Source organism: Streptomyces sp. NBC_00691 (assembly GCF_036226665.1).
Classification (GTDB): domain Bacteria; phylum Actinomycetota; class Actinomycetes; order Streptomycetales; family Streptomycetaceae; genus Streptomyces.
Genome location: NZ_CP109007.1, coordinates 2,781,151 through 2,806,087, shown reverse-complemented (window position 1 = coordinate 2,806,087; position 24,937 = coordinate 2,781,151). Strand labels below are relative to the sequence as shown.

19 protein-coding genes and 1 tRNA gene are annotated in these 24,937 nt (G+C 71.6%); 15 read left to right on the top strand and 5 right to left on the bottom strand.

Going from position 1 to position 24,937, the window contains the following annotated elements:
* The first annotated feature begins 123 nt into the window (after positions 1 to 123).
* Entirely contained in the window at positions 124 to 357 is a 234-nt protein-coding gene (locus tag OG392_RS12685) for a hypothetical protein (protein WP_017239283.1), read from the top strand.
* Here OG392_RS12685 and OG392_RS12680 read toward each other — a convergent pair.
* On the bottom strand, positions 336 to 1,556 hold the full coding sequence (locus OG392_RS12680) for a glycosyltransferase 87 family protein (protein ID WP_329278693.1): 1,221 nt from the start codon (positions 1,554 to 1,556) through the stop codon (positions 336 to 338). The genes OG392_RS12685 and OG392_RS12680 overlap by 22 nt on opposite strands.
* 121 nt (positions 1,557 to 1,677) lie before the next feature.
* Between OG392_RS12680 and OG392_RS12675 the strand changes: the two genes are divergently transcribed.
* The 10 genes from OG392_RS12675 to OG392_RS12630 all read left to right on the top strand — a co-directional run bounded on the left by OG392_RS12675 (position 1,678) and on the right by OG392_RS12630 (position 14,453).
* A tRNA-Ala gene (locus OG392_RS12675) sits at positions 1,678 to 1,750 on the top strand.
* A 332-nt stretch (positions 1,751 to 2,082) separates the two neighbouring features.
* Complete coding sequence (leuS, locus tag OG392_RS12670; RefSeq protein WP_329278691.1) at positions 2,083 to 4,959, top strand: leucine--tRNA ligase; 2,877 nt, start codon at positions 2,083 to 2,085, stop codon at positions 4,957 to 4,959.
* Positions 4,960 to 5,081: 122 nt separating this feature from the next.
* Positions 5,082 to 5,843 (top strand): hypothetical protein, encoded by a 762-nt coding sequence (locus OG392_RS12665; protein ID WP_329278689.1) that lies wholly within the window; start codon positions 5,082 to 5,084, stop codon positions 5,841 to 5,843.
* A gap of 121 nt (positions 5,844 to 5,964) precedes the next feature.
* Positions 5,965 to 6,810, top strand: coding sequence for a DegV family protein (locus OG392_RS12660; protein ID WP_329278687.1), 846 nt, complete (start codon positions 5,965 to 5,967; stop codon positions 6,808 to 6,810).
* Between the two features lie 116 nt (positions 6,811 to 6,926).
* On the top strand, positions 6,927 to 7,997 hold the full coding sequence (locus OG392_RS12655; protein WP_329278685.1) for a ComEA family DNA-binding protein: 1,071 nt from the start codon (positions 6,927 to 6,929) through the stop codon (positions 7,995 to 7,997).
* Between the two features lie 17 nt (positions 7,998 to 8,014).
* Complete coding sequence (locus OG392_RS12650; protein ID WP_443054763.1) at positions 8,015 to 10,597, top strand: ComEC/Rec2 family competence protein; 2,583 nt, start codon at positions 8,015 to 8,017, stop codon at positions 10,595 to 10,597.
* A 54-nt stretch (positions 10,598 to 10,651) separates the two neighbouring features.
* Positions 10,652 to 11,275, top strand: a complete 624-nt coding sequence (locus OG392_RS12645) for a winged helix-turn-helix domain-containing protein (protein WP_329278683.1) — start codon at positions 10,652 to 10,654, stop codon at positions 11,273 to 11,275.
* Positions 11,276 to 11,280: 5 nt separating this feature from the next.
* On the top strand, positions 11,281 to 12,564 hold the full coding sequence (locus OG392_RS12640) for an MFS transporter (RefSeq protein ID WP_329278680.1): 1,284 nt from the start codon (positions 11,281 to 11,283) through the stop codon (positions 12,562 to 12,564).
* 17 nt (positions 12,565 to 12,581) lie between these two features.
* Positions 12,582 to 13,463 (top strand): arylamine N-acetyltransferase family protein, encoded by an 882-nt coding sequence (locus tag OG392_RS12635; protein ID WP_329278678.1) that lies wholly within the window; start codon positions 12,582 to 12,584, stop codon positions 13,461 to 13,463.
* 99 nt (positions 13,464 to 13,562) lie between these two features.
* Entirely contained in the window at positions 13,563 to 14,453 is an 891-nt protein-coding gene (locus OG392_RS12630) for a YceI family protein (RefSeq protein ID WP_329278676.1), read from the top strand.
* A gap of 33 nt (positions 14,454 to 14,486) precedes the next feature.
* Here the strand turns inward: OG392_RS12630 and OG392_RS12625 are convergent, their stop codons facing one another.
* Entirely contained in the window at positions 14,487 to 14,747 is a 261-nt protein-coding gene (locus OG392_RS12625) for a hypothetical protein (protein WP_194481545.1), read from the bottom strand.
* A gap of 38 nt (positions 14,748 to 14,785) precedes the next feature.
* On the opposite strand from OG392_RS12625, the gene holA reads away from it, so the two are divergent.
* The gene (holA, locus tag OG392_RS12620) at positions 14,786 to 15,778 is read left to right on the top strand and encodes a DNA polymerase III subunit delta (RefSeq protein ID WP_329278674.1); all 993 of its coding nucleotides are present in this window, start codon (positions 14,786 to 14,788) and stop codon (positions 15,776 to 15,778) included.
* A 335-nt stretch (positions 15,779 to 16,113) separates the two neighbouring features.
* Here holA and rpsT read toward each other — a convergent pair whose 3' ends face one another.
* Entirely contained in the window at positions 16,114 to 16,380 is a 267-nt protein-coding gene (gene rpsT / locus OG392_RS12615; protein WP_266965826.1) for a 30S ribosomal protein S20, read from the bottom strand.
* Positions 16,381 to 16,564: 184 nt separating this feature from the next.
* Here rpsT and lepA point away from each other — a divergent pair, with 184 nt between their 5' ends.
* From lepA to hemW, 3 genes are all read left to right on the top strand, one after another.
* Positions 16,565 to 18,430, top strand: a complete 1,866-nt coding sequence (lepA, locus tag OG392_RS12610) for a translation elongation factor 4 (protein WP_030317510.1) — start codon at positions 16,565 to 16,567, stop codon at positions 18,428 to 18,430.
* A gap of 198 nt (positions 18,431 to 18,628) precedes the next feature.
* Positions 18,629 to 20,506: an AMP-dependent synthetase/ligase gene (locus OG392_RS12605; RefSeq protein WP_329278668.1), complete on the top strand. Its 1,878-nt coding sequence runs from the start codon at positions 18,629 to 18,631 to the stop codon at positions 20,504 to 20,506.
* Between the two features lie 59 nt (positions 20,507 to 20,565).
* Entirely contained in the window at positions 20,566 to 21,807 is a 1,242-nt protein-coding gene (gene hemW, locus OG392_RS12600; protein WP_329278666.1) for a radical SAM family heme chaperone HemW, read from the top strand.
* Positions 21,808 to 22,040: 233 nt separating this feature from the next.
* On the opposite strand, the gene OG392_RS12595 is transcribed toward hemW, so the two are convergent.
* Both OG392_RS12595 and OG392_RS12590 read right to left on the bottom strand, forming a co-directional pair.
* Positions 22,041 to 23,264, bottom strand: a complete 1,224-nt coding sequence (locus OG392_RS12595; protein ID WP_443054638.1) for an IS701 family transposase — start codon at positions 23,262 to 23,264, stop codon at positions 22,041 to 22,043.
* 329 nt (positions 23,265 to 23,593) lie between these two features.
* A complete protein-coding gene (locus tag OG392_RS12590; protein ID WP_329278663.1) occupies positions 23,594 to 24,751 on the bottom strand; it encodes a Cmx/CmrA family chloramphenicol efflux MFS transporter in 1,158 nt (385 codons plus the stop codon).
* Between the last annotated feature and the right edge of the window lie 186 nt (positions 24,752 to 24,937).

Below are 24,937 nucleotides of genomic sequence, written 5' to 3'. Positions count from 1 at the left end.
CATGGCAGAATCGGACGGCCGGAGGGGGACGAGGATCCGGACGGGAGGGTGACCCAAGTGCTCGGCGACAACGGCGGGGTGTCCTATGGGTGCACGGCCTGCGGCCACAGCTGGAGCTGACTGATGGGTGCACACAGGCGGAAGTGCGACTGGTGCGGCAGCGGCACGCCCATCGTGCGCGACATGGACCCCGTCAACACGGGGTTCCAGTACTGGTGCGAGGAGTGCGCGCGGGCGCTGATCATAAAAGGCGACCCCATCGAGACGTACCGCGAACTCGAGGGGGAGCCGATCTACGGCCGCCTCCTCGACGAGCACTGCACCCTCAAGCGGTTCTACTCCTTCGCCACGGCCTGACGCCGCAGCGTCAGCGCGTACCCCACGAGCAGGGCCGTGGTCGTCAGCGGATAGATCGCGGACAGCACCATCTGGCCCGCGTTCTGGTCGAGTTCCGGCCGACCCGGGTCGTGCGGAACCCACCACAGCGCGAACGAGGCGAAGGCCAGAGCCACCGCTCCCGTCACCGGCCACGTGCGCGTGGCGCGGTCCGCGAGCAGGATCAGCAGGGGCACGCACCAGACCCAGTGGTGGGACCAGGAGATCGGGCTGATCATCAGTGCCGTGAACGCGCAGACGATCACCGCCACCGCCTTGTCCCCCCGCACCGCCGCCCGTACGGCGAGGACCATCGCCACACCGCCCAGGACGGCCGCGGTCACGGCCCACCACATGCCCGGGTCGTCGGTGTGCATCAGCCGGGCCAGGACCCCGCGGATCGACTGGTTCGCGGTCTCCTCGGCGAAGCCCACCCGGCCGGTCTCGAAGAGCGTCTCCGTCCAGAACCGCTTCGAGTCCGCAGGCAGCACGAGAGCCACCGCCAGCGTCGTCCCCAGGAACACCCCGGTCGCCGTCGCCGCCGTGCGCAGCCAGGTGTTCCAGCTCCGGTCCCGGCGCCACAGCAGCACGCCCGCGACGAGCAGCAGGACCACGAAGAGCCCCGGTGTGAGCTTCACCGCGGTCGCCAGGCCGATGCCCAGACCGGCCCAGCGGCTGTCCCGGCGCCGGGTGAGGTCCCAGAGCACCGCCACCGCTATGAGCAGGTTGATCTGGCCGTACCGCAGGGTCGTCCACACCGGCTCGCACCAGACCACCACCGCGGCGACCCACAGTGTCGTACGCCACAGGTCCGTACGCGACAGCGAAGGGCGCACCAGCTGGAGCGACAGCTGCACCAGCGCGACCACCAGGAGCAGGTTCCCCGCGGTGGCGAGCGTCCGCATCACGGGCACGCTCACCAGCGTCAGCGGGACGAACAGCAGCGCCGCGAAGGGCGGGTAGGTCATCCCGAGGTTCGCCGAGGTCGCGCGCATCGCGTACAGATCACCGCCCGCCCGGACCGTCTCGCCCTCGGCCCGGTAGACCATCACGTCGAGCATGTTCACGTGGGCGAGGCGTTGCGCCACCCAGAAGGCCACGAACGAGAGCAGGCAGATCGCCGCGGCGGTGGCCAGGGGCCAGGGCCGGGCGCGGGTCTTGGAGAGCACGGAGACGGACACAGTCGGCGACCCTACCCGGCAGGTCAGGAGGGCCCGGAGAATCGATTTGGAGATCTGCCGGGAAGCCGGTTAATGTTCTGTCTGTCGCCGCGAGGGAAACCGAAACGGAGACGGAAAGCAAGGGGCTATAGCTCAGTTGGTAGAGCGCCTGCATGGCATGCAGGAGGTCAGGAGTTCAATTCTCCTTAGCTCCACAGAAAAGAAGCGGATCACCCGGATCGGGTGGCCCGCTTCTTCGTCGTCCGGCGCCACTCGCTTCGACGCCACCGGCTTCTCGCTCGCCGTCCTCGGCCCCGCCGGCCACGGCTCCGCTCCGTGGAACGTCGGTGCGGCCCGCTCAGGCCCTGCGGTACCCTGGCGCCATGCGTGCCGTACGCCTTCTGCTTACCGAGCCGCGCTGATCAGTCCCGGCGGATGACAGACATCCGCCGGAGTCGGCGCGGCGTCCCCTCCTGTGCGAGGGGTTTTTTCATTTCACGGCAGTCCGTGGCAGTGGGCAGAGACGATCGATGGAGCTTCAAGGACCATGACCGAGATCAATACGGCCGCCGAGACGGCGGCCCCGCATCGCTACACGGCTGCCATGGCCGCCGACATCGAGGCACGCTGGCAGGACTTCTGGGACGCCGAGGGCACGTACGAGGCCCCCAACCCCACCGGTGACCTGGCGGGCGACCCCGCGATCGCCGCCCGGCCCAAGAAGTTCATCATGGACATGTTCCCGTACCCCTCGGGTGCGGGCCTGCACGTCGGCCACCCGCTCGGCTACATCGCCACGGACGTCTTCGCCCGCCACGCGCGCATGACCGGCCACAACGTGCTGCACACCTTGGGCTTCGACGCCTTCGGCCTGCCCGCCGAGCAGTACGCCGTGCAGACGGGCACGCACCCGCGGGTGTCCACCGAGGCCAACATGGAGAACATGAAGGTCCAGCTGCGCCGGCTGGGCCTGGGCCACGACAAGCGCCGGTCGTTCGCCACGATCGACCCGGAGTACTACAAGTGGACCCAGTGGATCTTCCTGCAGATCTTCAACTCCTGGTACGACGACGAGGCCGGCAAGGCCCGTCCGATCGCCGAGCTGATCGCGCAGTTCGAGAACGGCACGCGTGAGGTCCCCGGCTCCCCGCGCGCGTGGAACGAGCTGACCGCCGCCGAGCGCTCCGACGTCCTGGGCGAGTACCGCCTGGCGTACGCCTCCGACGCGCCCGTCAACTGGTGCCCCGGCCTGGGCACGGTCCTGGCCAACGAGGAGGTCACCGCCGACGGTCGCTCCGAGCGCGGCAACTTCCCCGTCTTCAAGTCCAAGCTGCGCCAGTGGAACATGCGGATCACCGCCTACGCGGACCGCCTGCTCGACGACCTGGACGCGCTGGACTGGCCCGAGGCCATCAAGCTGCAGCAGCGGAACTGGATCGGCCGATCCGAGGGCGCCCGCGTCGACTTCCAGGTCGGCGACACCGGCGCCATCACCGTCTTCACCACCCGCCAGGACACCCTGTTCGGCGCCACCTACATGGTCCTGGCGCCCGAGCACGACCTGGTCGAGAAGATCGTCCCGGCCGCCTGGCCCGACGGCACCCACGACGTGTGGACCGGCGGACACGCCACCCCGTCCGAGGCCGTCGACGCCTACCGCAAGCAGGCCGCCTCCAAGTCCGACGTCGAGCGGCAGGCCGACGCCAAGGAGAAGACCGGCGTCTTCACCGGCGCGTACGCGACCAACCCGGTCAGCGGCGAGCAGGTCCCGGTCTTCATCGCCGACTACGTCCTGATGGGCTACGGCACCGGCGCCATCATGGCCGTCCCCGCGCACGACAGCCGCGACTTCGCCTTCGCGCGCGCCTTCGAGCTGCCGATGCGCTGCGTCGTCGAGCCGAGCGACGACCGCGGCACCGACCCGTCGACCTGGGACGAGGCCTTCTCCTCGTACGAGGCCAAGCTGGTCAACTCCTCCAACGAGGACGTGGCGCTCGACGGCCTGGGCGTCGTCGACGCCAAGGCGAGGATCACCGACTGGCTGGCCGAGCGCGGCATCGGCGAAGGCACGGTCAACTTCCGTCTGCGCGACTGGCTGTTCAGCCGCCAGCGCTACTGGGGCGAGCCCTTCCCGATCGTCTACGACGAGGACGGCGTCGCCCACTCGCTGCCCGAGTCGATGCTGCCGCTGGAGCTGCCGGAGGTCGAGGACTACTCGCCGCGCACCTTCGACCCGAACGACGCGGACACCCAGCCGGAGACCCCGCTGTCCCGCAACGAGGACTGGGTCCACGTCACCCTGGACCTCGGCGACGGCGCCGGTCCGCGCCCGTACCGCCGCGAGACCAACACCATGCCCAACTGGGCCGGTTCCTGCTGGTACGAGCTGCGCTACCTGGACCCGAACAACTCCGAGCAGCTGGTCGACCCCGCCGTCGAGCAGTACTGGATGGGCCCGCGCGAGGGCATGCCCACCGGCGGCGTCGACCTGTACGTCGGCGGCGCCGAGCACGCCGTGCTGCACCTGCTGTACGCGCGTTTCTGGTCCAAGATGCTGTTCGACCTGGGCCACATCTCCTCGGCCGAGCCGTTCCACAAGCTCTACAACCAGGGCATGATCCAGGCCTTCGTCTACCGCGACGCGCGCGGCATCGCCGTTCCGGCGGCCGAGGTCGAGGAGCGCGACGGCGGCTTCTGGTACGAGGGCGAGAAGGTCAGCCGCGTCCTGGGCAAGATGGGCAAGTCCCTGAAGAACGCCGTGACGCCGGACGAGATCTGCTCCGAGTACGGCGCCGACACCCTGCGCCTGTACGAGATGGCGATGGGTCCGCTGGACGTGTCGCGCCCCTGGGACACGCGCGCGGTGATCGGCCAGTACCGGCTGCTGCAGCGGCTGTGGCGCAACATCGTCGACGAGTCGACCGGCGAGGTCACCGTCGTCGACACGGCGGCCGACGAGGACACGCTGCGCGCCCTGCACAAGGCGATCGACGGCGTCGCGCAGGACATGGTCGCGATGCGCTTCAACACGGCCATCGCCAAGATCACCGAGCTGAACAACCACCTGACGAAGTCCGGTGGCGCGCTCTCCCGGTCGGTCGCCGAGCAGCTGGTCCTGCTGGTCGCCCCGCTGGCCCCGCACATCGCGGAGGAGCTGTGGCGCAGGCTGGGCCACAGCGACTCGGTGGTCCACCAGGGCTTCCCGGTCGCCGACCCGGCGTACGTCGTCGACGAGACCGTGACCTGCGTCGTGCAGATCAAGGGCAAGGTCAAGGCCCGCCTGGAGGTCTCCCCGTCGATCACCGACGCGGAGCTCGAGACGCTGGCCCTGGCCGACGCGCACGTCGTCGCCGCGCTGGGCAGCGCCGAGATCCGCAAGGTGATCGTGCGGGCGCCCAAGCTGGTCAACATCGTTGCCGGCTGACGCACATAGGGATGTCCCCTACGGGCAGGTTGGGGGTTCCGATGGAACCCCTGGCCTGCCCGTTCCGTTTACCGTGGAGGAACCACAACCGTGGGGACCGGACGGACGCCGGAGGGGCGCACATGGAAGCCACGATTATCACGATCATGGCGCTGCTCTTCTTGTCCTTCGTGGCGCTGGGGGTCTACGCCACGGTGAAGGCGGCCAAGGCCGCCAAGCGCGGCGTGGATCGCACGATCGACCAGGCCCGGCGCACCGTGGAGGACACCACGCTGCGGGCGAAGAGCTTCGGCCAGACCGGGGCGGCGGGCGAGCTGGCCCGGCTCAGGCTCTCGCTGCGCACCTCGATGCGGGCCACGCAGGAGGCCCTGCAGGCCGGGGTCGGCGAGGACGCCTCGCTGAAGGAGTCGCTGGACCTGTTCCACCGGCTCAGCGCGCACGGACTCGAACTGGACGAGGACCTCAAGCGAATCGAGCGCGAGCCCGACCGGGCCTGGGTGTCCGGGCAGCTCCCCGAACTCGCCGCGCGGACCGAGCGGATCACCAGCTCGGCCGACGCGCTGAGGCGCGCCGCCCGGGAGCGGGCCCTCAGGTTCGCCGAGGACGACCTGTCGTCGCTCAGCGCCCAGATCGACGTCGAGGCGGGTGCGCTGCGGCACTGGACCACGACGGGTCCGGAGACCACCTCCGGGACGGCCGGGCCGGGGACCTCGGGGACGGTGCCGGGAGCGACTTCCGGGAGCCGGGCGACGGGCGACCACGGTGCCGCCTCCGGGAGTTCGCGGCCGGGAGCCGGCGGCGGGCCGTCCGAGATCACCGCGCCCGACCCCCGCGTGACCTCCTATCCGTGGGAGAAGTCGGCCCGCCCGGAGACCACCACCTGACCTGACCGCGGAAGCGGAAGCCCCGCCGGGCTCCCGGCGGGGCGCGCGCTCGCCGGCGTCGAAGCGCCCACGACGGGGGCCGGGCTGCCACGCGCCGGTCTCGGCGGGTAACCTCCCGCTCATGTCCCGGCATGTCGCGATCGTCACCGATTCCACGGCCTACCTGCCACGCCACACCAGGGAGCGGCACGCCATCACCACGGTCCCGCTGACCGTCGTCATCGGCGACCGCGCCCTCGAGGAGGGCACCGAGGTCTCGGCCAAGGCGCTCGTCGAGGCCCTGCAGAAGAAGCGGGCCGTCACCACCTCGCGGCCCAGCCCGGAGATCTTCGCCGAGGCCTACCGCGAGGCCGCGGAGGCCGGTGCGAAGGGCATCGTCTCCCTCCATCTCTCCGCCGAGGTCTCCGGGACCTACGACGCGGCCGTGCTCGCCGCGAAGGACGCTCCCGTGCCTGTACGGGTCGTGGACACCCGCATGATGGGCATGGCCCTGGGCTTCTGCTCCCTCGCGGCGGCGCAGGTCGCCGAGACGGGCGGATCGCTCGACGAGGCCGTGGCCGCCGCCGAGAAGCGCGCCGCGGGGACCTGCGCCTACTTCTACGTCGACACCCTGGACTATCTGCGCCGCGGCGGACGCATCGGGGCGGCGCAGGCGCTGCTCGGCTCCGCGCTCGCGGTGAAGCCGCTCCTCGAACTCGACGGCGGGCGGATCGAGCTGCGGGAGAAGGTGCGCACGGCTTCGAAGGCCATCGCCCGGCTCGAGGAGATCGCCGTGGAGCGTGCCGGCTCCGGCCCCGTCGACATCGCCGTCCACCATCTCTCCGCGCCCGAGCGGGCCGCCGCGCTCGCCGACCGGCTCGGGGAGCGGGTGCCGGGGGTGGCGGAGCTGCACGTCAGCGAGGTGGGAGCGGTCATCGGCGCCCACACCGGACCCGGGCTGCTCGCGGTCGTCGTCTCGCCGCGCTGAGGCCGTACTCGGGTCCATCACCCGGGGGAGTGACGGAGTTGTCCACAGCGGGGGCCCTGTCCACGGAACGTGGCTGAGTCCCGCGCGGCACGGCGGTGACTCCTACCGTCACCCGCATGACTCTTCGTACACGTATCTCATCGACGACCTCCGGCGCACTCGACGCGGCGGGCGCTCCGACCAGCGGTCCCGGCCGGACGCCGGGCTCGGACGGGAGGAGCCGCCCCGGAGCGCGTGGCGCGGCTTCTGGGCGGGCCAGGAGGCGGACGCGGGTGAGGAGGGCCGGGGCGGTTCCCGAGGCTGTCGTACGGCGACGAGGGGACGACCTGTTCCCGGCCGCGGCGGCCGGGGAGGATGCGGCTGCGGCGGCCGAGGGCGTGGTCGCGGATCCGGCGGCGCCGGAGCGGGGATCTCCTTCGGGGGTACGGGACCCTAATGCACCGCCCGGGGCGCGGGCCCGGCTCGCGGCGCTGCTGCGTGACCGGACCCCGGTGTGGGTCCAGACGCGGATCGGGCTCGAACCGAGGGCGCTGGCCGCGCTGACGGTGGTGCTGGTCGTGGCTGCGGGTCTCGCGGGCGGCTATTTCTGGACGGGGCGGCCGGAGCCGGTGCGGGCTCCGGAGCTGGTGCGCGCCGCGCGGGTCGCCGCGGTACCCCCCGCACCCCTCGCGCCCGCGTCGCCCGCCACCCGGACCGGGCCGGGGCCGGCGCAGGGGCTTGGCGCGGGTGGGGCGCGGGTGATCGTGGACGTCGGGGGCAAGGTGCGCAGGCCCGGGGTGCTGACACTGCCGGCGGGCTCGCGGGTGGCGGACGCCCTGCGCGCCGCGGGTGGGGCGAGGCCCGACGCCGATCTCACCGGACTCAACCGGGCCCGTGTGCTCTTCGACGGCGAGCATGTGCTCGTCGGGCTGCCGGGGATGCCGGCCGGGGGTCCGGGCTTGGGCTCCGGCGGCGGACCGGGGCCCGGAGGTGGCGCGGGTGGGGGCGGGCCCGGAGTGCCGTTGAGCCTCAACACGGCCACGGTCGAGCAGCTCGACACCTTGCCGGGCGTCGGTCCGGTTCTCGCCCGGCACATCGTCGACCATCGTGCGGAGCACGGCGGTTTCCGGTCGGTCGGGGAGCTGCGCGAGGTCAACGGCATCGGCGAGCGACGGTTCGCCGAACTCGAACGGCTGGTGCGGCCGTGAAGCCGGACGGGACGAGGGTGGCCGATGTTCCGGCGGACGAGGCGACGAGGGGGGCGGCGGAGGAGGACGGGCGCGGAGCCGGGGCGCCCTCATGGGAGGAGGGGCCGGCCGATCTCAGGCTCGTCCCGCTCGCGGTGGCCGCGTGGGTGGCGGCGGCGATCGCGGTGGGGGTCGCCGGGTGGTGGACGGTGGCGGGAGTCGTCGTCTGCCTGGTGGGAGGCTGTCTCCTCCTGACGCCTGGGGCGGCACGCCGGTTCGGCGGGACCGCCCGGCCCGGCGAGCGGATCGTGGCGGAGGGCGGGCCGACGCGGCGGGGCGCACCCGGGTGGCGGTTACGGGCGACGGCGTTCGCCGGGGTCCTGCTCTGCGCCGCCGCCGGGGCCGCGTCGGCGGGGCTGCACACGGCGGATCTGCGGCGCGGGCCCGTTCCGGTCCTGGCACGGGAGTACGCGCGAGCGCAGCTGGAGGTGACGGTGACCTCCGATGCCCGGCTCACCCGGCCCCGGGTGCGGGGCAGCGAGACGGTGCCGGTCTCCGTCGTCCTGGACGGCGAGGTGACCCGCGTCGAGCGCTCGGACGGGACGGTCCACCGGACGAGGGCCCCGGTGCTGCTGATCGTGCCGCCCGGGGAGGGGCGGGCGGAGTGGCTGCGCCTGCTGCCGTCCACGCGGCTGCGGGTAGGGGCCCGGCTCGCGCCGCCCTCGCGTTCCGGTGATCTCTTCGCGGCGGTGCTCAAGGTCGGCGGTGGGGGACCGCCTCGGGTCGTCGGCCCGCCGAGCGCGCTGCAGCGGACGGCGGGGGACCTGCGCGCCGGCCTGCGGCGGGCGACCGACGGCCTCGACCCGGACGCGCGGGCCCTGTTGCCCGGTCTGGTCGTCGGGGACACCTCGCGGATCGGGTCGGAGCTGCGGGACGCCTTCGTGGCGACCGATCTCACTCACCTGCTCGCCGTCTCCGGGAGCAATCTCTCCGTGGTCCTGCTCCTGCTGGTGGGGCGTCCCGGGCGGGCGCATCAGGTGGAGCGCGGTGGGCTCGCGCCCAGGTTGGGGATGTCGCTGCGGGTCACGGCGGTGGCCGGGGGAGCCCTGACGCTCGCGTTCGTGGTGGTCTGCCGGCCCGATCCGAGTGTGCTGCGCGCCGCGGCGTGCGGGCTGGTCGTGCTGCTCGCGATCGGCACCGGCCGGCGGAGGTCGCTGATCCCCGCGCTGGCCGCCGCCGTCCTGCTGCTGGTGCTCTACGACCCGTGGCTCGCGCGGAGTTACGGATTCCTGCTCTCGGTCCTCGCCACCGGGGCCCTCCTGACGGTGGCTCCGCGCTGGAGCGACGCGTTGCGTCGGCGTGGGGTGCCCGACCGTCTGGCGGAGGCGTTGGCGGCGTCCCTGGCGGCGCAGGCGGTGTGTGCTCCGGTCGTGGTGGTCTTCGCCGCCCGGGTGAGTCTGGTAGCGATCCCGGCGAATCTGTTCGCGGAGCTCGCGGTGGCGCCCGCGACGGTGCTGGGCTTCGCCACGCTCGCCGTGGCGGCGGTCTGGATGCCGGCCGCGGAAGGGCTGGCGTGGGTGGCGGGGTGGCCGGCGGGGTGGATCGCGCGGGTGGCCCGGACGGGCGCCGCGCTGCCGGGGGCGGAGCTGAGCTGGCCCGGTGGGTGGTGGGGCGGGCTCGCCCTGGCCCTGGTGACGGTGGTGGCGGTTCTCGGTGCGCGCAGGCTGCCGTACCGGGGGCCGGTCGCCGGGCTGGTCGTCGTCCTGCTGCTGCTCGTGGTGGTACGGCCGGTGCCGCTGACGCGGTGGGCCACCGGGTGGCCGCCGCGGGGCTGGGTGTTCGCGATGTGCCAGGTGGGGCAGGGGGATGCGACGGTCCTCGCGGCGGGCGGGGACACGGCCGTGGTGGTGGACGCGGGCCCCGACCCCGTGTCGGTGGACCGGTGTCTGCGGCGACTCGGGGTGCGCAGGGTGCCGTTGTTGGTGCTGACCCACTTCCACGCGGACCATGTGGCCGGGTTGCCGGGGGTGTTGCGGGGGCGGTCGGTGGGGGCGATCCAGACGACGGGTCTCGACGAGCCGCAGGCGCAGGCGGCGTTCGTACGGCGGACGGCCTCGGCCGCGCGGGTGCCGCTGATCCGTGCGGGGCCGGGGGAGCGGCGCAGGATCGGCGGGCTGCAGTGGACCGTGCTGTGGCCGCTGACGGCCGGGCGCGGGGCAGCAGGGGGAGGACGGGCGGCGGGGGGCTCCGGCGGGGCGAACGACGCCAGTGTCGCGCTGCTCGTCAGGGCCGTGGGTGGGCTGACGCTGCTGCTGCTCGGTGATCTGGAGCCGCCGGCGCAGCGGGGACTGCTGCGGGCTCATCCGGGGCTCGCGCCGGTGGACGTGCTCAAGGTCGCCCACCATGGCTCGGCCCATCAGGACCCGGGGCTGATAAGGGCTGTGCGGCCGAGGATCGCGCTGGTGTCGACGGGGAGCGACAACCCGTACGGGCATCCCTCGCCGCGGACGGTGGAGTCCTTGCGGGCCGGTGGGGCGAAGGTCCTGCGGACGGACCGCGACGGGGCGATCGCGGTCGTCGGGGCGGGGCCGGGGCTGGTGGCCGTACCGGAGGGAGGGTGACGCGCGGAGGAAGAGAACCTTGTAAAGAAGTCTTTCTAAAGATACCTTTTCATCATGCCGGAGGAGATCATCGACCCGCAGCCCGAGGGCCAGCGGCCCCGCAGCATCCGACTCACCGACCCACGGGCCCTGCGCGCCTACGCCCACCCCCTGCGGATGACGCTGGTGGGGCTGCTGCGCAGCAGCGGCCCCTTCACCGCCACCAGGGCCGCCGAGCTGACCGGCGAGTCCGTGGCCAGCTGCTCCTACCACCTGCGGATACTCGCCAAGTACGGCCTCGTGGAGGAGGCGCCGGGCGGCCGGGGGCGTGAGAAGCCCTGGCAGGCGACGGCCCAGTACACGGAGTGGCCGGAGTACAGCGAGGACCCGTCGATCGCCCAGGCGGCCGACGCGCTGAGCGCCGCCGTCGCCGAGCAGTACTTCGAGCGGGTCACCCGGGCCATGGCGAACCGGCACCGGCTGCCGAGGGAGTGGCAGGAGGCCGAGCAGTTCGGCGACTCGCTGCTCCACCTGACCCATGAGGAGCTGGCGGACCTCGGATCACGCATCGACGCGCTGGTCCGGCCCTACGAGGCACGGACCTCCGACCCGTCCCTCCGCCCGGAGGGCGCCAGGCCCGTCAGCGTCCTGCGGATCGCCTACCTGGATCTGGACGTCCCCGACAGAGAGCAGGAGTGAGCGGGATGACTCTCGTGGAACGCGTACCGGAGCTGCTGCGCGAGCGGACCTTCCGGCGCTACTGGACCGGCCAGACCATCTCCCTCGCCGGGGACCAGATATCCCTCATGGCGATCCCGCTCGCCGCCGTCCTCGTCCTCGGTGCCGACGCCGCCGCGATGGGCTGGCTCAAGGCCGCCGAGCTCCTGCCCGCGCTCCTGCTCAACCTGCCGTTCGGCGCCTGGGCCGACCGGCAGACCAGTCGCAGACGGGCGATGATCGCGGCCGACATCGGGCGCGCGGTGCTGGTCCTGACCCTCCCCGTCGCCTATCTGCTCGACGTGCTGACGCTCACCCAGCTGTACGTGGTGGCCTTCGGGATCGGCGCGCTCACCGTGCTCTTCGAGGTCTGCAACACCACGCTCTTCGTGGCGCTCGTGCCCACCGAGCGCTATGTGCAGGCCAACTCGCTGGTGAACGGGAGCCGTTCGACGGCCTGGCTGGCGGGGCCGGGGGTCGGCGGACTGCTCGTGCAGTTCCTCACCGCCCCGTTCGCCCTGGTCGCGGACGCCCTGACCTATCTCGTGTCGGCCGGGTACCTGGCCCGGATCGACCCCGTCGAGCCCCTGCCTGCACCCGTGACCAAGGGCCACTTCACCGAGGGGCTGCGCTGGGTGGTCCGGGAACGCTCGATGCGGGCGCTGTTCGCCGCCTCAGGCACGGTCCAGTTCTTCAACTACATGTTCCACACCCTCTTCGTGCTCTACGTGACCACCGAACTCGGTCTCGGTGCCGGGCTGCTCGGCCTGATCCTCGGAGCGGGAGCCGTGGGCGGTCTCCTCGGGGCGGTGGTCAGCGGGACGGTCGTCCGGCGGATCGGCATCGGGGGCTCGCTCGTCGCCGGCTTCCTGGGATTCACCCTGCCCCTGGTCCTGATACCCCTGGCCGACGGGCCGCTGCCACTCGTGGTGTTCGTGCTGTTCCTGGCCGAGTTCCTCTCCTGCGTCGGCGTGATGATCGTCGACATCGCCGCGGGATCGTTCCAGATGGCACTGATACCCGACGCCGTCCGGGCCCGGGTCATGGGCGCCTTCCGGACGCTCAACCACGGCTTCCGTCCGCTCGGCGCGCTCGTCGGCGGATTCCTCGGCACCGCGCTCGGACTGCGCCCGACGCTGTGGATCGCCACCGTCGGGGCCGTCTTCGCCGTGCTGTGGGTGCTGCCCTCGCCGTTGCCGCGGATGCGGGAACTGCCCTCTCCGAAAGAGGAGTCGGAGCCGGTCGGACAGCCGGGGGGAGGGCAGGGCTGACCGGGCAGACTGGCGGCATGACCACGCGACCGACAGCTTCCGTCCCCTCCGAGTCCCCCGTACCTTCCGGGGCTCCCGTCCCGTCCGACCCCTTCGTCCCCACAGCGGGGGACGTCCGGGCCTACCTGCGGCGCATCGACGCGGAACGGCCGGACCGCGCGGACGCCGAAGGGCTGCGCGAGCTGCATCTGCGCCATCTGCGGACCGTGCCGTTCGAGAACCTCTCGATCCACCTCGGAGAGGACATCGTCCTGGAGGAGAAGGCGCTGCTCGACAAGGTGATCGGCGCGCACAGGGGAGGGTTCTGCTATGAGATCAACACGGCCTTCGCCGTGCTGCTCCGGGGGCTCGGCTACCGGGTGTCGCTGCTCCAGGCGCGGGTGTTCGGGCCGGAGGGGAGGGTGGGCATCCCGTACGACCACATGGCGCTGCTCGTGGAGACGGTGGACGGGGAGCGGTGGCTCGCCGACGTCGGCTTCGGCGACCACAGTCACTTCCCGCTCCGTTACGAGGACCGAAGTGACCAGGCGGACCCGGGTGGTGTCTTCCGGCTCGTGGACACCGCCGAGGGTGACGTGGACGTGCTGCGGGACGGGAAGCCGCAGTACCGCGTGGAGCTCCGGCCGCGTGGGCTCGCCGACTTCACGGCCGGCGCCTGGTACCACCGGACCTCACCCGACTCGCACTTCCCGCGGAGCCTCGTCTGCTCCCTGCTCACCGAGGAGGGCCGGATCACCCTCAGCGACCGGAAGCTGATCACGCGGGCCGGGAGCGAGCGCGACGAGCGGATCCTCGACGGCGAGGACGAGGTGCGGGGCGCGTACCGGGAGCTGTTCGGGATCGAGCTCGACGCCCTGCCGGTCGTCCGTGGCGGAATTTCCGATTCGAACCCTCGGTAACGCTTGTTCACCTTGTGACCGGTTTGCGCCGAACGCCCCCGCGGTGATCGAATGCGACTTCGTTGCATGGTGAACGAGTCGCACGGGGGTGCGTGAAGAATGTTCGATCGTCTCTTCGGGAAGCGTGCGGCGGGCGCCGTGCGAGGCGGCCCGCTCGCCGGCCTCATCGTCCCCGCCTCGGCGGGGATGCTGAGCTGCCGGGTGCTCGACCCCGTGCACGAACCGGTCCGGCAGGCCGAGTTCGTCCTCAGCGACGCGGTCGGGCGCAAGGTGATCGCCGGCGAGACCGACCCGTACGGCACGGCGCTCGCGACCGTACCGGCGGGCGAGTACCGGCTCGCGATCACCGCCGAGGGGTACACGCCGCACCACGGCAGGGCCGTCGTCACCGAGGGCGGTCACACCGGCCTCGACGACGTGCTGCTCCAGATCGCCCCGCAGCCCCCGCTCCCCGAGCCCGGCGACTGGGAGATCGACCCGACGCACTCCCAGATCGGCTTCACCGCACGCCACATCGGGCTCGCACGGATCCACGGCCGGTTCAACAGCTTCGCCGGCGTGGTCCGGATCGGTGACCGCGTGGAGCGCTCCGCGATGCGCGTCGTCATCGACGCCGCCTCCATCGACACCGGGGTGCGGATGCGCGACGACCACCTGCGGTCCGGTGACTTCCTCGATGTCGGGGCGTATCCGACGCTGGAGTTCTCCAGCGAGCGCTTCACGCACAAGGGCGGCAGCCGGTGGGCCGTCACCGGGGCGCTCACCCTCCACGGGGTGAGCCGCACGGTCACCCTCGACACCCGGTACCTGGGCCTCGGGAGCGGTCTGGAGGGCGAGACCCGGTGCGCCTGCCGGGCCACCACCGAACTGCACCGGGAGGACTTCACGCTCACCTGGCAGGCGTTGCCGGCACGGGGGATCGCGGCGGTGGGGTCGAGCATCAGCATCGATCTGGACGTGCAGATCGTGCCCAAGGCCGGGCGGGGCTGAGGGATCCTCCCGCAACCCGGGAGGGGCGTGGCGCTACGGGGCTTCCAGCCAGCCCTCGTACTCCGCCGCGAGGGAGTCCAGTGCCGTCGGGTCGAGCCGGCCGTCAGGGTCCTCGACGACCACCAGCCACTGGGCGTCCTCGGCGTCGTCCTCCCCGGCCAGGGAGTCCCGGACGAGCTGCGGTTCCTCGGCGACGCCGAAACGGTCGGGGAGTTCTCCGGCCACCTCCTCGGCGGCGTCGCGGTCGGGGAGTACCAGTACGTGTCGTTCACTCACCCCGTCATTCTCGGGCATCGCCCTGCTGTCGGTGGTCCGTGGGATGCTGGATCGCGATGGCCACCAGAAAGACTTCCCCCGACGACCTCCTCGGCCCCGTGACGCTCGCCGTGGGGCAGGAGGACCTGCTCCTCGACCGTGCCGTCCAGGCGGTGGTGGCGGCCGCGCGGGCCGCCGACGCCGACACGGACGTTCGCGACCTCACGCCCGACCAGCTCCAGCCCGGTTCGCTGGCTGAGCTCACCAGCCCGTCGCTCTTCGCCGAGCGCAAGGTGCTGGTCGTGCGCAACGCCCACGACCTGTCCGCCGACACGGTCAAGGACGTCAAGGCGTACCTCGACGACCCGATCGAGGACATCTCGCTCGTCCTGCTCCACGCCGGGGGCGCGAAGGGCAAGGGACTGCTCGACGCGGCGCGCAAGGCGGGGGCGCGGGAGGTGGCCTGCCCGAAGACGACGAAGCCGGCGGAACGGCTGACGTTCGTGCGGCAGGAGTTCCGGACGCTGGGGCGTTCGGCGACGCCCGAGGCCTGCCAGGCGCTCGTCGACTCCATCGGCAGCGATCTGCGGGAGCTCGCGTCCGCGGTCGCGCAGCTCACGTCCGACGTGGACGGGACGATCGACGAGGCCGTCGTCGGGCGCTACTACACCGGCCGCGCCGAGGCCTCCTCCTTCAACATCGCGGACCGCGCGGTGGAGGGGCGTGCGGCGGAGGCCCTCGAGGCCCTGCGGTGGTCGCTCTCGACCGGGGTCGCACCGGTGCTCGTCACGAGTGCGTTGGCGCAGGGCGTACGGGCGATCGGCAAGCTGTCGTCGGCGCGGGGCGGGCGGCCGGCGGATCTGGCGCGGGAGCTGGGCATGCCGCCGTGGAAGATCGACCGCGTACGACAGCAGATGCGGGGCTGGACCCCGGACGGGGTGTCGGTGGCGCTGCGGGCGATCGCGGAGGCGGACGCGGGGGTGAAGGGCGGCGGGGACGACCCGGAGTACGCCCTGGAGAAGGCGGTGGTCGCGGTGGCTCGGGCGGCGAGGATGCGGCGGGGCGGGTAGGGATTGGGTCGGGCCTCGGGCTGCGCCCGCGCGCTCGGTGAAGGCGCTTGCCGCCGTGGTTGCGCCCGCGTCGGGCGGGCCCGGGCCGTGCGGGTGGCCGGGGTGGGCCTGGTGCCGGTTGTGTGGAACTCGCCTGAGGTTGCGCCTCGGCCCTACGCGCCCCCGGGTACGACGAAGGCCCCGCCGCTCCTGGGGAAGGAGGTGGTGGGGCCTTCGGTGTTGAGCTGGTGGGCTCGCACCCGCGTGGCGAACGCGTCCGCGTGCGAGTCCTGGGTGGCCGGGTGGGAGCGGGAGAGAGGGCCCGCTGGGTCCCGTGCGGCCGGTTACATCAGAGCTCAGCCCTGGAGAGCGGCAACCTTGGTGGCCAGCGCCGACTTCTTGTTGGCGGCGGCGTTCTTGTGGATGACGCCCTTCGAGACAGCCTTGTCGAGCGCGCGGGCGGCGGCGCGGGAAGCCACGGTGGCCTTCTCGACGTCACCCGCGGCGACGGCCTCGCGGGCCTTGCGGATCGCGGTCTTGAGCGAGGACTTGACGGCCTTGTTGCGCAGGCGCGCCTTCTCGTTCGTCTTGTTCCGCTTGATCTGGGACTTGATGTTCGCCACGAAAAGAGCCTTTACAGGTTCGATGTTCCTTCTGGATGCGTCTCGCAGGCTGAGAGGGCACACGAGACACAGCTGTCCACAGTATCAGCCACTCTCCTGACCGCCCAAACCGGGCGCAGGGCGACGGGCATGGGACCATGGAGCCTACGTATCGATCCGACATCGCCCCGAGACGAGACCCTGCGTGCCCGCGACTCCTACCAACGTGCCCGAGCCGAGCCGTACCGACCCGGCTCTGATCCGCAACTTCTGCATCATCGCGCACATCGACCACGGCAAGTCCACGCTCGCCGACCGGATGCTCCAGCTGACCGGTGTGGTCGACCAGCGGCAGATGCGTGCCCAGTACCTCGACCGCATGGACATCGAGCGGGAGCGCGGCATCACGATCAAGTCCCAGGCGGTCCGGCTGCCGTGGGCGCCGACCGAGGGGCCGGGTCAGGGCGACACGCACATCCTGAACATGATCGACACTCCTGGGCACGTCGACTTCACCTATGAGGTGTCCCGGTCGCTGGCCGCCTGTGAGGGCACGGTCCTGCTGGTCGACGCGGCCCAGGGCATCGAGGCGCAGACGCTGGCCAACCTCTACCTGGCCATGGAGAACGACCTCACGATCGTTCCCGTGCTGAACAAGATCGACCTGCCGGCCGCCCAGCCGGAGAAGTTCTCCGAGGAGCTGGCCAACCTCATCGGCTGCCAGCCGGAGGACGTCCTCAAGGTCTCCGCGAAGACCGGCGTCGGGGTCGACGCGCTGCTGGACCGGGTCGTCCGGGACGTTCCCGCCCCGGTCGGTGTCGCCGACGCGCCCGCCCGCGCGATGATCTTCGACTCGGTGTACGACTCGTACCGCGGTGTCGTGACCTATGTGCGTGTGGTCGACGGGCAGCTCAACAAGCGCGAGCGCATCAAGATGATGTCGACCGGCGCCACCCACGAGCTGCTCGAGATCGGTGTCTCCTCTCCCGAGATGACGCCGTCCGACGGTCTCGGCGTCGGTGAGGTGGGCTACCTCATCACCGGTGTGAAGGACGTCCGCCAGTCCAAGGTCGGTGACACGATCACCTCCCTGAACAAGGGCGCCACCGAGGCCCTCGGCGGTTACAAGGACCCGAAGCCGATGGTCTTCTCGGGGCTGTACCCGCTGGACGGCTCCGAGTACCCGGACCTCCGCGAGGCCCTCGACAAGCTGCAGCTCAACGACGCCGCGCTGGTCTACGAGCCGGAGACCTCCGCCGCGCTCGGCTTCGGCTTCCGCGTCGGCTTCCTCGGTCTGCTCCACCTCGACGTGATCCGTGAGCGGCTGGAGCGCGAGTTCGGGCTCGACCTCATCGCCACCGCCCCCAACGTGGTCTACCGCGTGGTCATGGAGGACGGCAGCGAGCACACGGTCACCAACCCGAGCGAGTTCCCCGAGGGCAAGATCGACGATGTGTACGAGCCCGTCGTACGCGCCACGATCCTCGCTCCGAGCGAGTTCATCGGCGCGATCATGGAGCTGTGCCAGACCCGTCGCGGCACCCTGATCGGCATGGACTACCTCTCCGAGGACCGGGTCGAGATCCGCTACACCCTGCCCCTCGCCGAGATCGTCTTCGACTTCTTCGACCAGCTGAAGTCCAAGACGCGCGGGTACGCCTCCCTCGACTACGAGCCCACCGGCGAGCAGGCCTCCAGCCTGGTCAAGGTCGACATCCTGCTGCACGGCGACAAGGTCGACGCCTTCTCGGCCGTCACCCACAAGGACGCCGCGTACGCCTACGGTGTGCGGCTCGTCGCCAAGCTGCGCGAGCTCATCCCGCGGCAGGCCTTCGAGGTGCCGATCCAGGCCGCGATCGGCTCCCGGGTGATCGCCCGCGAGACCATCCGCGCCATCCGCAAGGACGTCCTCGCCAAGTGCTACGGCGGTGACATCTCCCGTAAGCGGAAGCTGCTCGAGAAGCAGAAGGAAGGCAAGAAGCGCATGAAGATGGTCGGCTCGGTGGAGGTGCCCCAGGAGGCCTTCATCGCCGTTCTGTCGAGCGACGAGTCCTCCGGCAAGAAGAAGTAGACCAGGGCGTCCCACGTAGCTGTCCTGTGCATGCAACGGGTCCACGCGCCAGGTGCGCGTGGGCCCGTTCGTTATGAAGCGGCGCCCTGTAGGCCCTTACGCGCCGGACCTCGGGCCTTTACTCTGATCCCGGCTCGAAGGTTACTCGCCAGTTAGTTACGAACCGCCAGAAGGCACCGCCGCCGCCCGGAGGACGTCGTGAGCGACACACAGACCCAGATCGAGAACCGGCCGCCCTCCGTGGCGTCCCTCTTCCTTGAGCGCGTCGAGCGGACTCCGGATGCGGAGGCGTACCGCTACCCGGTGCCCGCCGCCTCCGGTGCCGGTCCCGACGACTGGAAGTCGCTCAGCTGGGGGCAGGCCGCCGAACGGGTCTACGCGATCGCCGCCGGCCTCGTCGACCTCGGTGTCGAGTCCGAGGAGCGGGTCGCCCTCGCCTCCTCCACCCGGGTCGAGTGGATCCTCGCCGACCTCGGCGTCATGTGCGCGGGCGCCGCGACCACCACGGTCTACCCGCAGACCAACGCCGAGGAGTCGGCGTTCATCCTCTCCGACTCCGAGTCGCGGGTCCTCATCGCCGAGGACGCGGCCCAGCTGGCGAAGGCCGTCGAGCGCCGCGCCGAACTGCCGAACCTCCGCCACGTCGTCGTCATCGACGCCACCGGGGTGGAGAGCGACGGCGAGTTCGTCCTCACGCTCGCCGAGCTGGAGGCGCGCGGCAAGGGCTACCTGGTGGAGCACCCCGAGGCGGTCAAGGAGCGGGTCGCGGCGATCACCGCCACGCAGCTCGCCACCCTCATCTACACCTCGGGCACCACGGGCCGCCCCAAGGGCGTCCGTCTCCCGCACGACAACTGGTCGTACATGGCCAAGGCCATCGCCGCCACCGGTCTCGTCACCCAGGCCGACGTCCAGTACCTGTGGCTGCCGCTCGCCCACGTCTTCGGCAAGGTCCTCACCTCCGGCCAGATCGAGGTCGGGCACGTCACCGCCGTCGACGGCCGCGTCGACAAGATCATCGAGAACCTGCCGGTCGTCCAGCCGACCTACATGGCGGCCGTGCCCCGCATCTTCGAGAAGGTCTACAACGGCGTCGCCGCCAAGGCCCGTGCCGCCGGCGGAGCCAAGTACAAGATCTTCCAGTGGGCGGCCGGCGTCTCCCGCGAGTACGCCAAGGCCACCCAGGACAACTTCCGCCGCACCGGGACCGCCTCCGCGCCCTTCGGCCTCACCGCCAAGCACAAGGTCGCCGACGCCCTCGTCTACGCCAAGATCCGCGAGGCCTTCGGCGGGAACCTGCGCGCGTGCATCTCCGGCTCCGCCGCGCTCGCTCCCGAGATCGGCTACTTCTTCGCCGGCGCCGGCATCCACATCCTGGAGGGCTACGGACTCACCGAGACGTCCGCCGCCTCCTTCGTCAACCCGGGAGAGGCCTACCGCACCGGCACCGTCGGCAAGCCGCTCCCCGGCACCGAGGTCCGGATCGCCGACGACGGCGAGATCCTGCTGCGCGGCCCCGGCGTCATGGAGGGCTACCACGGCCTGCCGGAGAAGACGAACGAGGTCCTGGAGTCCGACGGCTGGTTCCACACCGGTGACATCGGCGAGCTGTCCGCCGACGGCTACCTGCGGATCACCGACCGCAAGAAGGACCTGATCAAGACGTCCGGCGGCAAGTACATCGCGCCCGCCGAGGTCGAGGGCCAGTTCAAGGCCGTCTGCCCGTTCGTCTCGAACATCCTCGTCCACGGCGCCGACCGGAACTTCTGCACCGCGCTGATCGCCCTCGACGAGCCCACCCTCCTCGGCTGGGCCGCCGACCGCGGACTCGCGGGCGCGTCGTACGCCGAGGTCGTCGCCGACCCGAAGACCGTCGCGATGGTCCAGGGCTACGTCGACCGCCTCAACGAGGGCCTCCAGCGCTGGCAGACGATCAAGAAGTTCCGCCTGCTGCCCCGTGACCTCGACATCGAGCACGGCGAGCTGACCCCGTCCCTGAAGCTGAAGCGGCCGGTGGTGGAGCGCGAGTACAAGGCGCTCATCGAGGAGATGTACGCGGGGTCGCGGGAGTCCTGACCGCACCCTGTGGAGAGGTTGTCCACAGGCCGGGCGTTCACCTCGGGCAGTACGGGACAATGGGGCTCATGCCTTCCGTACTGCCCGATGGTGAGTCCGTTCCCGACGACGGGGCGCTGCCCCCGCACGCCCTCGAAGGGGCGGGGGAGCGGCCGCTCGGGTTCTATCTGCACGTGCCGTACTGCGCGACGCGCTGCGGATACTGCGACTTCAACACCTACACGGCCAGCGAGCTGCGGGGGACCGGCGGCGTGCTCGCCTCCCGGGACAACTACGCCGAGCAGGTCGTCGAGGAGATCCGGCTCGCCCGCAAGGTCCTCGGGGACGACCCGCGGCCGGTGCGGACCGTCTTCGTGGGCGGCGGCACGCCCACGCTGCTCGCCGCCGGTGATCTCGTACGGATGCTGGCCGCCGTCCGCGAGGAGTTCGGGCTCGCCGACGACGCCGAGGTGACGACCGAGGCCAACCCGGACTCCGTGAACCCGGCCTATCTGGCGGAGCTGCGGGCCGGCGGGTTCAACCGGATCTCCTTCGGCATGCAGAGCGCCAGACAGCACGTCCTGAAGATCCTCGACCGGACGCACACCCCGGGCCGCCCCGAGGCCTGCGTCGGTGAGGCGCGGGCCGCCGGGTTCGAGCACGTCAACCTCGACCTGATCTACGGCACCCCCGGCGAGACCGACGACGACTGGCGGGCCTCGCTCGACGCGGCCATCGGCGCCGGACCCGACCACGTCAGCGCCTACGCGCTGATCGTCGAGGAGGGGACGCAGCTCGCGCGGCGCATCCGGCGCGGCGAGGTCCCCATGACCGACGACGACGTCCACGCCGACCGGTACCTGATCGCCGAGGACGTTCTCTCCGGCGCCGGCTTCGAGTGGTACGAGGTCTCCAACTGGGCCACCTCCGAGGCCGGGCGCTGTCTCCACAACGAGCTGTACTGGCGCGGGGCCGACTGGTGGGGCGCGGGCCCCGGCGCCCACAGCCACGTCGGCGGCGTCCGCTGGTGGAACGTGAAGCATCCGGGGGCGTACGCGGCGGCGCTGGCCGGCGGGAAGACCCCGGGCGCCGGCCGGGAGCTGCTGTCCGACGAGGACCGGCGGGTGGAGCGGATCCTCCTGGAGCTGCGGCTCAAGGAGGGCGTCGAACTGTCCCTCCTCAAGCCGGCGGGCCTCGCGTCGGCCGCCAAGGCCCTGACCGACGGGCTCCTCGCCCCGGAGCCCTACGAGACGGGCCGCGCCGTGCTGACCCTGCGGGGCCGACTGCTCGCCGACGCGGTGGTGCGGGACCTGGTGGACTAGGGCCTGTCCGGCAGACGCACACCTAGTACTCCAGCAGGACTTTACTGTCTGACCTGCGGGTTTCGCTGGGCGGCTGGAGTGTAGCGGGACTTCGGTCGTGTGGGGGCGGTCTCAGGGAGACCGCCCCTCGATCGTGCGACAACGCCGCAGGTAATGGCAGCGGCGGGCGACTGCTTGGCGTCGGCGGCGCCAGTTCGACCAGCTCAGCGCGTGATGTAGTCCTCGGTGTCCGCTCAGGTGCGGGGGCCGGGCACGACAAGCTGCCAGGAGTCGCCGAACCTCCGCCACTGTGAGTTCGATGGCCTCGGCTGTCCCATCTGTCCCGCCCCTTTTTCCCGGGGCTGGCATGCCGTGGCGGTCAGGAAGGCGTGGGCGAGCATGGCCAGAGTGATGTGCCGATACCAGCCCACGTAGCGGCGGACTTCGTACTGGTCCAGGCCGCATTCGTTCTTCGCGGCCTGGAAGCACTCCTCGATCGCCCAGCGGGTCCCGGCGACCCGCACCAGTTCCTGGACGGTGACCTGAAGGGGTGCGTAGGCGAGGTAGTAGGCGATCTCGTCGGGCTTGCTGACGCTGCGCCGGGCCAGTGCCCAGCGCATCCGGTGAGGGACCTCGCCCTGATAGTCGAACTCCGCGACGGCCGGCAGCCGCACCGCTGCCCAGTGGTAGACGCGGGGTCCCTTCGCGCCGTCGCCGCACGAGGTCTTCTCCCACGCTTCGTCCGGAGCCTGCGCGAACAGAACCTCGATCCGTGAACAGCCCACACTAAACTGGGACTTGGGGACGGCCAGCACGTAGCCGACACCCGACTGTTCCAGCAGCCGGCGGAATCGGTTGTCCTGACCGTAGGCGGAATCCGCGGTGACCCAGGCGATGGGCAGCGGCGAGGCGAGGGCCCGCAGCACCAGGTGCCGGGCCAGTTCACCCTTGGTGGCGAACTCCCGCTCGTCGGGGACCCTTGCGATGCGGCAGCGTTCCCGGTCCTCGGTCCAGGACTTCGGGAGGTAGAGCTCGCGGTCGACCAGGGCCCTGCCGCGGGTGGTGGCGTAGGCGGCGAAGACGCCGATCTGGCAGTTCTCGGTCCGGCCGGCGGTGCCGGAGTACTGGCGCTGGACCCCGGCGGAGGTGGTGCCCTTCTTGATGAACCCGGTGTCGTCAATGATCAGGACGCCGTCGGCCTCGCCGAGCTTGTCGGCAACGTATTCCTGCAGGTCGTCGCGGATGTCGTCGGGCTCCCACTTCGATCCGGCGAGGAGGTGCTGCAGGCCGTCGGGCGTGCGGTGGCCGGCCTGTTCCGCCAGCTGCCAGCTGTTCTTGCGGGCCACCGGGGCGAGCAGCCCGCGCACATAGTCACGCATCCGGCGGCGGAGCTCGACTCGGCCGAAGCGGTGCCCGATGGTCAGGAAGAGATCGTCCAGTTCGACGTCCCACTGCGCGGCGGCATACTCGGTGATCACCCTCGGAGGCTGCCCCGCTGCTGTCACTATCTGCGGCGTTGTCGCACGATCGAGGGGCGGTCTCCCTGAGACCGCCCCCACACGACCGAAGTCCCGCTACACTCCAGCCGCCCAGCGAAACCCGCAGGTCAGACAGCAAAGTCCTGCTGGAGTACTAGGGCCTGTCGTCAAACTCCCGTCTGCCCCGCGACGCCTGGCACGCACTCTCGCCGCACCGGGCGAAAGCCCGAGTACGTCCAGTACGAGGGCTTCCTCCCGGCACACCGAGAGCACGCACCAGACGCCGCGGGGCCGCCCTCCGGGCGACGACGGGAGTTTGACGACAGGCCCTAGGCGGCCGAGAGCACCCTGCGGGAGGGCAGGGCGATCAGCAGGGCGCCCAGGACGAGCAGGCCGCTCGCCCACAGCGGGCCGAGCGTCCCCGCTCCGGCCCGGAGGGTGACGGCGGCGACGAGCGGTCCGGTGGCGGCTCCGACGTTGAGGGCGGCGGTCGCGTAGGAGCCGGCCATCGTGGGGGCTCCCGCGGCCTCGTAGAGGACCCGCGCGATCAGCGTCCCGCCCAGCGCGAAGGACGCCATGCCCTGCAGGAACACCAGGGTGAGCAGCGCGACCGGCTCCTCGGCCAGCACGGCCAGGGCCGGCCAGCCGACGAGCAGCAGTGGACCGCCGACCGCGACGACCAGGCCCGGACAGCGGTCGGACCACCGCCCCGCGAGAGTGATCCCGGCGAAGGACCCGGCCCCGAAGAGGACGAGGGCGACCGGGACCCACAGCTCGCCCAGCCCGGCCGAACCGGTGACGACGGGCGCCAGGAAGGTGAAGCCCGCGAAGGTCGCCGCGTTCACCAGGGCGCCGAGCAGCATCACCACGAGCAGCCGCGGATGCCTGAGCCGCGCCAGTTCCGCGCGTAGGTCCGGCCCTTCGGCCGAACCCTCCCGCGCGGGACGTGCCGGGACGCCCCGGAGGACGCCGAGGGCCGCGGGCAGGCAGAGAGCGGCGACGGCCCAGAACGTGGCCCGCCAGTCGAGCAGGGTGCCGAGCAGCGATCCCGCGGGGACCCCGGCGACGGTGGCCAGCGTCGTGCCCGACAGCAGAACGGCCAGCGCGCGCCCCTTGCGGTCCGGCGGTACGAGCCGGGTGGCGGTGGTCAGGGCCACGGCGAGGAAGCCGGCGTTCGCGAAGGCCGCGACCAGCCTGGTGGCGAACAGGACGGCGAAACCGTCCGTGACGGCGCCCAGGACGTGGGCCGCCGAGAAGACGAGGACGAAGGCGAGCAGGCTCGCCCGTACCGGCCAGGCGCGGGCGAGCGCGGCCAGGAGCGGCGCACCGACGATCATGCCGACGGCGAAGGCCGAGGTGAGCAGGCCCGCGCTGCCGACCGTGACGCCGAGGTCGGAGGCGATGTCCGGCAGCAGGCCGGCGAGCATGAATTCCGAGGTGCCCATGGCGAAGACCGCCAGGGCGAGAAGGAAGAGCGGGAGGGGCATCGAGTGGCTCCGGGGTGAGGAAGAGACGACAGAGGCATCTCGTCACCGCGGTCGGCACCCACGGGTACCCGCGTGGTCCGCACGACCGGGGCCTGCGGAGCGGACTCAGTGGTCCGCGAGAACTCGGGGGTCCAGGGGGCCGACGGCGTGACCGAAAGCCCCCGACGTGTCCGACTCGGGGCTCGA